Source organism: Nocardioides albidus, assembly GCF_006335005.1.
GTDB lineage: Bacteria > Actinomycetota > Actinomycetes > Propionibacteriales > Nocardioidaceae > Nocardioides > Nocardioides albidus.
This window is the reverse complement of sequence record NZ_VDMP01000008.1, coordinates 20595-28723: the sequence shown is the minus strand read 5'-3', so window position 1 is coordinate 28723 and position 8129 is coordinate 20595. Positions and strand designations below refer to the sequence as shown.

The 8129-nt window shown below is 71.2% G+C and carries 7 protein-coding genes; all 7 read right to left on the bottom strand.

Translation table 11 applies throughout. The features are described 5' to 3' along the window. Positions 1-615, bottom strand: a 615-nt coding sequence (locus FHP29_RS22105) for a biotin carboxylase N-terminal domain-containing protein (RefSeq protein ID WP_275669407.1), incomplete at its 3' end; no start/stop codon positions are given. Between the two features lie 11 nt (positions 616-626). After that, positions 627-2159 carry an acyl-CoA carboxylase subunit beta gene (locus tag FHP29_RS00365; protein WP_139620894.1) on the bottom strand — a complete coding sequence of 511 codons (1533 nt, stop codon included), beginning with the start codon at positions 2157-2159 and terminating at the stop codon, positions 627-629. A 38-nt stretch (positions 2160-2197) separates the two neighbouring features. After that, positions 2198-4393 (bottom strand): acetate--CoA ligase family protein, encoded by a 2196-nt coding sequence (locus FHP29_RS00360; protein WP_139620893.1) that lies wholly within the window; start codon positions 4391-4393, stop codon positions 2198-2200. A gap of 145 nt (positions 4394-4538) precedes the next feature. After that, entirely contained in the window at positions 4539-5435 is an 897-nt protein-coding gene (locus tag FHP29_RS00355) for a LysR family transcriptional regulator (RefSeq protein ID WP_139620892.1), read from the bottom strand. A 61-nt stretch (positions 5436-5496) separates the two neighbouring features. Next, complete coding sequence (locus FHP29_RS00350; protein WP_139620903.1) at positions 5497-6603, bottom strand: ABC transporter substrate-binding protein; 1107 nt, start codon at positions 6601-6603, stop codon at positions 5497-5499. A gap of 297 nt (positions 6604-6900) precedes the next feature. Next, positions 6901-7722: an SDR family NAD(P)-dependent oxidoreductase gene (locus FHP29_RS00345; protein WP_158296429.1), complete on the bottom strand. Its 822-nt coding sequence runs from the start codon at positions 7720-7722 to the stop codon at positions 6901-6903. Then, positions 7709-8129 (bottom strand): alpha/beta fold hydrolase (locus FHP29_RS00340; protein ID WP_192903929.1); only part of this gene is annotated, 421 nt, incomplete at its 5' end. The genes FHP29_RS00345 and FHP29_RS00340, both read right to left, overlap by 14 nt.

Here is an 8129-nt window from a genome sequence, read left to right as displayed (position 1 = left end):
GCGCTCGACGAAGACGCGATCGGAGCCGAAGCTGCGCTCGGCCAGGGACCGCGTGCTCTCGAAGACCTTGCGCAACTGCTCCTCGTCGTGGGCGACGGCCATGCCGATGCCGCCACCGCCACCGGAGGCCTTGACGATGACCGGGTAGCCGATCCGAGTGGCCTCGGCGACGGCTTCGTCGACGGAGGCGAGCGCGTCGTCGGCCCCGCCGCTGACGGGGACGCCGTGGGCGGCGACGACCCGGCGGGACTCGACCTTGTCGCCCATCGTGCGGATGGCATCCGGGGACGGGCCGATCCAGGTCAGCCCGGCGTCGACCACCTGCCGCGCGAAGTCGGCGTTCTCGGCGAGGAAGCCGTAGCCGGGGTGGACGGCGGTCGCGCCGGTCGCCTTCGCCACCTCGATCAGCTGGGCGCCGTCGAGGTAGGCCTTGACCGGCACGTCGCCGGTGATCTCGTGGGCGATGTCCGCCTCCTGCACGAACGGCAGGCCGGCGTCGACAGCGTGGTGGACGGCGACGGAGCCGACGCCGAGCCGGCGGCAGGTGGCGATCACGCGGCGGGCGATCTCGCCGCGGTTGGCCACCAGGACGCGGTCGGGAAGCAGATGGGTCATCGTCGTCCCTCTCAGAAGCTCGTCGGCCAGCCGCTGAGCAGGTGCTCACCGACGCCGTTGGTGCGGGCGAGGTGGTTGTCGCGCAGCGATCGGATGATGTAGTCGCGGGTGTCGACGGGGTCGATGACGTCGTGGACGCCGTAGACCCGCGCGACGTCGTACCCGGTGGAGTCACGGGCCATCTCGTCGAGGCGGCGGGCGTACTCCTCGGGGTGCTCCTCCTCGGTGATGCCGTGCACGACACCCACGGCCGAGCGCGGGTCCATGAAGCTGACCTCCGCGGACCACCAGGCGGCGCTGGCGTCCGCCGTACCGGCACCGCCCATGTTGACGTAGGCCTGGCCGTAGTTCTTGCGCAGCATCACGGTCACCTTCGGGACGGTGACCTGGGACAGCGCGTTCATCCAGTTGATGACCTTGCCGGCGACCTTGTTGCGCTCGGCCTCGAGGCCGATCAGGAAGCCCGGCTGGTCGACCATGAAGACGACCGGGATGTTGTAGGAGTCGCAGAGGACAAGGAAGCTGGTCGCCTTGTCGCAGGCGTCGGCGTCGATCGCACCGCCCTTGAACATCGGGTTGTTGGCGATGAAGCCGACGGTCCGGCCGTCGACCCGGGCCAGCGCGGTGACCAGACTCTTGCCGAACCGGGCCTTGATCGGGAAGACGCTGCCCTCGTCGGCGACGACCTCGAGCACCTTGCGCATGTCGTAGACCTGGGTGCGCGACTCGGGCACCAGGGTGCGCAGCTCCTCGCTCCGGCTGCCGGATCCCTCGGGGACCTCGACGACCGGCGGAGCCTCGCCGTTGTGGGCGGGGAGGTACGACAGGAACTGCCGGACCAGCGCGATCGCCTCCTCGTCGGTGTCGGCCACCGCGTCGGCCAGGCCGGTGACGTCGGCATGCACCTTCCAGCCGCCGAGCATCTCGCCGTCGACCTCCTGGCCGGTGGCGCGGCTGACCAGGCCAGGGCTGGACACGGCCATCACGGTGCCCTTGCGGAAGACCGCGAAGTCGGCGCAGACCGTGTGCCAGGTGGCCGAGCCGAACGCGTAGCCGAACACCGCGGTCGCCCACGGGCTCTGCCGGTTGCGACGGAACCGGTCCTTCTCGTTGCCGTTGCCCATGCCCGTTCCGCCCATGACGTCGGGCATCCGGACGCCGGTGGACTCGGTGAGGAACACCAGCGGCATGCCGCAGCGCGCGGCCATGTCCTTCAGGTGCGCCATCTTCTTGTTGCTCACCGAGCTGCTGGACGCGCCCTTCACGGTGAAGTCGTAGGCGATGAGGGCGGTACGGCGCCCGCCGACCTCACCGGTGCCGGTCACCTTGCCGTCGGCGGGGGTGACGTCCTTGTCGGCGTCGACCGGCGAGGTCGCGTAGAGGCCGAGCTCGTGGAAGGTGCCCTCGTCCACGAGCAGGTCGACCCGCTCGCGGACGTTGAGCACGCCGGCGGCCTTCCGCTTCGCGAGCTTGGCCTGCCCGCCCATGGCCAGGGCCGCGGCGCGGCGCTCCTCGTGGTGCTTCGCTGCAAGGGACTGCTCCATGGCGAGTCGCCCTCTTTCCTCGGTGTCGGTCGGGTGGGTCAGTGGGGGGTGGCGGCCGCACGACGGCCGCGGCGCACCAGCGCGCGGGCCACGACGGCGGCCTCCTCGAGCTCGGCGAAGACGGGGAAGCCGCGTTCCCGGGCCCGCAGCGCGTAGTCGCGGATCTGCGCCTCCATGTCGGCCTTGCCGTCGGCCTTGAGGACCATCAGGTGATGGCAGGGGGCGGGTCCGGCGTCGCGGGCGGCAGCGATCGCGTCGATCAGGGTTCCGGTGACGTCGCCATGGGTGGCGCCCATGTTGCGCTGGATGATGCCGACGTTGAAGTGCGAGATGACGGCGGCCGGTCGGGTCGCGTCGAGGACCGCGCCGAGGATGTCCTTGGCGACCGCGCCGCCGTCGACGGCGAGGGTCGGAGCCGGCGCGTCGATCGGGTTGGCCAGGCCGTTGCCGGGCGGCAGCCCCAGACCGTCGAGATGGGCGATGGTCGCCTCGGGCAACCGCGGCGTGGTCAGGCCGCAACGCTGCATGGCGTCCGCGGCCAGGACGCTCGCGCCACCGCCGTTGCCGAAGAGCACCACCTCGTTGTTCTCGACCGGGTACCCGCCGTCGAGCAGGTCCATCGTGGCGAGCACGTTGACGAAGTCACCGAGCGTGTCGACCAGCTCCATGCCGGCCTGGCGGGCGAGCGCCGGCCAGAGCCGGTGGTGCCCGGACAGGGCCCCGGTGTGGCTGGTCGCGGCGCGCGAGCCGTCCGCCGTGCGGCCGCCGGCGAGCAGGACGACCGGCTTCGCGTCGGGCCGGCGGGACAGGACGTCCAGGACGGCCCGGCCCGACGCGAGCGACTCGAGGTAGAGCCCGACGACGCGGGTGTCCGGGGAGTCGAGCAGGAACTCGAGCATCTCGGCGGCGGTGAGGTCGGCGCTGTTGCCGATGCTCGTGACGCTGTGGAAGGCGACGCCGCGGGCCTCGCCCAGGCGCAGGATGTCGACGCTGAGGCCGCCGCTCTGGGACAGGACGGCGACGCCGCCGACCTCCTTGGGGGCGTCCGGGACGAAGGTGATCCGGCCGCGGGTCGAGTGGGTGCCCAGGCAGTTGGGGCCGATCACGCGCGTGCCGAGCGCCCGCATCCGCGAGACCAGATCCCGCTCCAGCCCGATGCCCTCCTCGGTCTCCGCGAACCCGCTGGAGATGACCTGGGCGAACCGCAGCCGGCCGCCGGCAGCGGCCAGCGAGTCGGCGACGGCGCCGGCCGGCAGGGCGACGTACGCGTAGTCGATGTCGCCGGCCTCGGCCAGCGACGGCACGGCGGCGATCCCCTCGATGCTCTCGGCACTCGGGTGGATCGGGACGATCGTGCCCGGGAAGCCGTAGCCGAGCAGGTTGCGGATGAACAGGGTGCCGCCGTTGGTGCCCTTGGCGCTCGCGCCGAGGACCGCGATCCGGCGCGGCTCGAAGAGCGGGCCGAGGTCGGCGGCGCCGCGCACCTCGTGACCGACCTCGTCGTCCTCGGCGTCGGCGTCCAGCACGAACCGGGCGTCGACCGCGACCGCGCCGTCCGGAGAGACGATGACCGGGTTGAGGTCGATCTCCCGCACCTGCGCGGGGAGCGCCTCCAGCAGCCCGTCGGCGCCGGCGAGCCGGACGATGACGTCGACGAGCGCGTCGGTGCTGACCGGGGTCCGGCCGCGCGCACCCTGCAGCAGCGGGAGGCCGCGCAGCTCGGCGAGCATGGCGCCCGCCTGGTCGCGGGTGATCGGCGCGACGCCGAACGCGACGTCCTCGAGCACCTCGACGAACACGCCGCCGAGACCGACCATCACGGCCCAGCCGAGGCCCTCGGTGCGGACGGCACCGACCACGACCTCCTCGCCCTTCGGCGCCATCTGCTCGACGAGGAAGCCCTCGCAGGCGTGGCCCGCTTCGGCGAGGCTGGCGCGGATGGCGGCCGTCGCCTCCGCGAGCTGCTCTCGCGCGACGCCGATCCGGACGCCGCCGGCGTCGGTCTTGTGGACCAGGGTCGTGGAGACCGCCTTGACCGCCCACGGCCCGGTCAGCTCAGCCGGGACCTCGTCCACGTCGGCGACCTCGACACCGGCCGGGACGGTGATCCCGGCTGCCGCGAGGAGCATCTTGCCGACGTGCTCGGGCAGGACCTGGAGCCCGGACCGGAGGGCGTCCTCGACGACGCGGACAGCGAGCTCGTCGACCGGAGTGGCGGTGGAATCGATGGACACGCGGTCTTCTCCTCATCGGCGTACGCGAGATCTGCGGCGTTGTGACGCAACGCACGCAGTCTCACGGGATCCGATGAGGGGCGGGAAGATCCGACTGGCTGGCGGGGTGATACCGAAGGGCTATCGGCAGTGTTGTTGCCGGGCCCTATCGGCGTGGCGGATGCGCGGCTTCCTTGAGCAGGCGCAGGAAGGTCTGCACGACGGCAGGGCGCGCCTCGTCCTTGCGGACGACGGCGGCGAGGGTGGCGCGGGCCCAGTCCTCGCGGATGGGGACGAGGATGACGCCGTCACCGCTGGCGGTGTACGGCGACAGCGTGTTCGCCAGCGAGATGCCGACGCCGGCCTGCACCATGCGCTGGGCGGCCTTCACGCCGTCGGTCGTGTAGACGACGTTCGTCTCGACGTCGGCGACGAGCTTCTCGAACGCCCGCCGCAGGATGCTCCCCTTGGAGAAGAAGACGAGCGGCTCGCCGGCGAGGTCGGCGGCCGTGACCTCGTCCTTGTCGGCGACGGGGTGGTCCTCCGGGACGCAGAGGACGAGGTGGCCGGTGAGCAGGTCGACGTAGTGGAGGTCGTCGGAGAGCTCGTCGAAGCCGAGGTAGGTGAGCAGGCCGGCGTCGAAATGGCCGGTCTGGACGCCGTGGCGGACCATGTCGGAGCCGCCCTCGGCGACCTCGAAGCGGATGCTCGGGTGCTCGTCGTGGAGCCGCTTCACCACGCCCGGCATGATCGTGTCGCTCGCCGTCGGCACGACCGCGAGGCGCAGGTTGCCGACCTTGAGATTCTCCAGCGAGCTGGCCTCCTGGCGCATGGCGTGCTCGGCCCGGATCGCGGCCACGACGTGGGGAAGGATCCGCTCGGCGGCGTACGTCGGCCGCACGCCGTGCGCGTCGCGCAGGACCAGGATGACGCCGAGGTCCTCCTCGAGGCGCTGCACCTGCATGGTGATCGTCGGCTGCGAGACGCCGAGCTCCTTGGCGGCCTGCCGGAAGGACCCGGTGCGGAGGGCGGCCTCCAGGTAGCTGAGCTGTTCGAACCGCATGTCGCGATGCTAGACCGGTCGCCGGACCCGCACCCCGGAGGGCGCAGGTCCGGCAGGTGCCTCAGGCGCGTGCCGACTCGGCGACCAGGTCCTCGTAGCTGACTTCGCCCTCCTTGACGGCTCCCAGCTTGGTGGCGACCTCGATCATGAGATCGACCGGCTCCTGGGGAACCACCCAGTTCGGCTTGATCTTCGGCGCCACGTCGTCGACGAAGTGCTTGATGTAGGAGGTGGCGAGCTCCTGCCCCTTGCCGTCGAAGCTGTTCTTGTTCAAGAAGTCGGCTGCCTTCTCCGGGTTGTCGAGCACCCAGTCCAAGGCTGCTGTCTGGGCGGCGAGCCAGGCCGTGACGACGTCCTGGTTCTTGTCGAGGAAGTCCTCCCGGACGATGTGGAACTGCACCTGCTGGTTCCGCAGGATCTCCGGCGTGGCCGGGTCGAGGAAGTCGATGTACATCCGGCCGCCGGTCTGCGCAGCCAGCAGGCGCGTGGTCGCCCACGTGAAGCCGACATACGCCTCGAGCCGCTTGGCCTTCATCTGCGCGATGCCCGCGGCGAACTGGCCGACGCCGACGTGCTCGACGTCGTCGTACGCCATCCCCGCCGCCTCGAGAGCCAGCTTGAGCTGCTGGTCGTTCCCGGCTCCGACCGCCGTGACTCCCACGCGCTTGCCGGCCAGCGCGTGCATCCGCTCCTCGAAGCTCGCCGACTCGTCCGGGAAGTCCGTGCCTTCGTTGGCCACGATGGAGTACGTCGTCTCGGGGACCCGCAGGCCCACCATGACCGGTCGCTTGCCCTCCTGGCCGTTGACGTAGCTGGCCATCGTCAGGATCGGATCCTGCACCATCGCATCGACTCCCCCACCGGTCAGCAGCTGCATGGCTTGCACGCCGCTCTGCGGGTAGATGAGCTTGCCGACCTGCAGGTTGTAGGCGTCGAACTGCTTCCGCTCGAAGTTGATGTGATCGAGCAGGAAGTTGTCACCCGGCCCGGTGGCGACGCGGAATCTCGCAGGCTTCTTCAACGCCCCAGCGACCGTGCCGCCGCCAGCAGTGGCGCCACTGTCACCGCACGCGGCGAGCAGGCCGCCCGCCCCGATGGCGACGGCGCCCATCCCGGTGTAGCGCAGGAATCCGCGGCGCGAGGTCATCGATCGCTGAGATCCGGACATGTCCACTCCTCGTGGTGAGTTCGATGCTGCTGGTTTGCGACGTGCAGAGGTTGCGCCCGGGACCACGCCTCACATCTGCTGGTGGGGCGTCATAGCGAAGAGATGTTGGCGGGCCCGCTTCGATCGAAGCGGAGATTTCCCTTGTTTCTAGCGGTTTTCGCGGCCTTCGGCCTTGCGTCGACCCGTTGTCCGATCCTCGTGCGACCCGGTCCCCCAGTCAAGGAAGGGGCCCGCCCAGAACGGCTATCGGCCTGATAGGTCTCGGTGAGACCTGTGTCACACGGGGTCGGCGACGGGCTACAACGGGAGGTCGTCGAGCCCCGTCGAGTCCGTGGAGAGCGAGCCGCCCTCGACGGGGATGGTGACTCCGGTGATGTAGCCGGCGGCCGGAGAGAGCAGGAAGGCGATCGTGGCGGCGACCTCGTAGGGCTGGCCGAGACGGCCGAGCATGGTGCGCGACGCGAGAGCCGGCTCCGCCTTCGCGCCCGCCCCACCGACGAAGCGTGGGGACAGGAACAGCCCCGGCGCGACGGCGTTGACGCGGACCCCGCGGGCGCCGTACTCGGCGGCGAGCTGCTTGACCCAGATCTCGAGGGCTGCCTTCGCGGGCCCGTAACCGGGCGAGCGACGGCCGGCTCGGGCGCCCATCACGCTCGACACGTGCACGATCGAGCCCGCCGGGCTCCGCGCGACCTTCGGCGCGAGGGTCTGGCCGAGCAGGAAGGCGTGGTGCAGGTTGACCCGCAGGTCCTGGTGCCACTCGGCGAGGCTGAACTCGCCGAGCGCCTTGCGCTGCATCTGTCCGATCACGTCGACGTAGCCGTCGAGGACGTCGATCTCGGCGTCGATCGCCGCGGCCAGCGCGGCGGCGCCGTCCTCGGTCGTCACGTCGGCGACGACATGCGGCGCCTTGAGGTCGGTGGCGACGGCGCGCACGCTCGTCTCGTCGATGTCGGCGCAGACGACCTGCGCGCCCATCGCCACCAGGGTGCGCGCGACGTGCTCGCCGATCCCGGCGCCCGCCCCCACGACCGCGTAGGTGCGACCGTCGAGCCGGAACAGCGTGGAGTGGTCGACCTCGGTCGCGGCGACCGGGTGCAGGGGGTCACTCGGCAGCACGGGCAGCTTGTCGGGCCAGTCCGGCGGCACCGGCGAGGAAGTCCTCGAGCGCCTGCCAGGTCTCCTCGGGGTGCGAGATGTTGGGCGAGTGCTTGTGGGGCAGCTCGGCGACCTGCGCCTGCGGCAGGACCTCGCACAGGTGACCGGTCCAGGCCTGGTCCACGAGCGGGTCGGCCGTGCACGCGACCAGCAGCACCGGCTGCTCCACGCCCACGAGCGAGGCCGGGTAGGGGTCGGCCGGGCGCTCGGCCTGGAGCGCCTCGGGGACGGGCGTGTGGATCGCCATCACGCCGGCGTAGTGACCGGGGACGACGGCCCAGCGGTACCGCTCACGGACCTGGTCGTCGATGCCGTCGTAGTCGTCGACGAGCAGCCCGACGATGCGGCGTACGTCGGCCTCGGTGCCG

What these genes read in the sequence shown, in the direction of transcription:
- FHP29_RS00365 (WP_139620894.1), bottom strand. Translation starts at nt 2,159, where the DNA reads ATGGAGCAGTCCCTTGCAGCGAAGCACCACGAGGAGCGCCGCGCCGCG.
- FHP29_RS00355 (WP_139620892.1), bottom strand. Translation starts at nt 5,435, where the DNA reads ATGCGGTTCGAACAGCTCAGCTACCTGGAGGCCGCCCTCCGCACCGGG.
- FHP29_RS00350 (WP_139620903.1), bottom strand. Translation starts at nt 6,603, where the DNA reads ATGTCCGGATCTCAGCGATCGATGACCTCGCGCCGCGGATTCCTGCGC.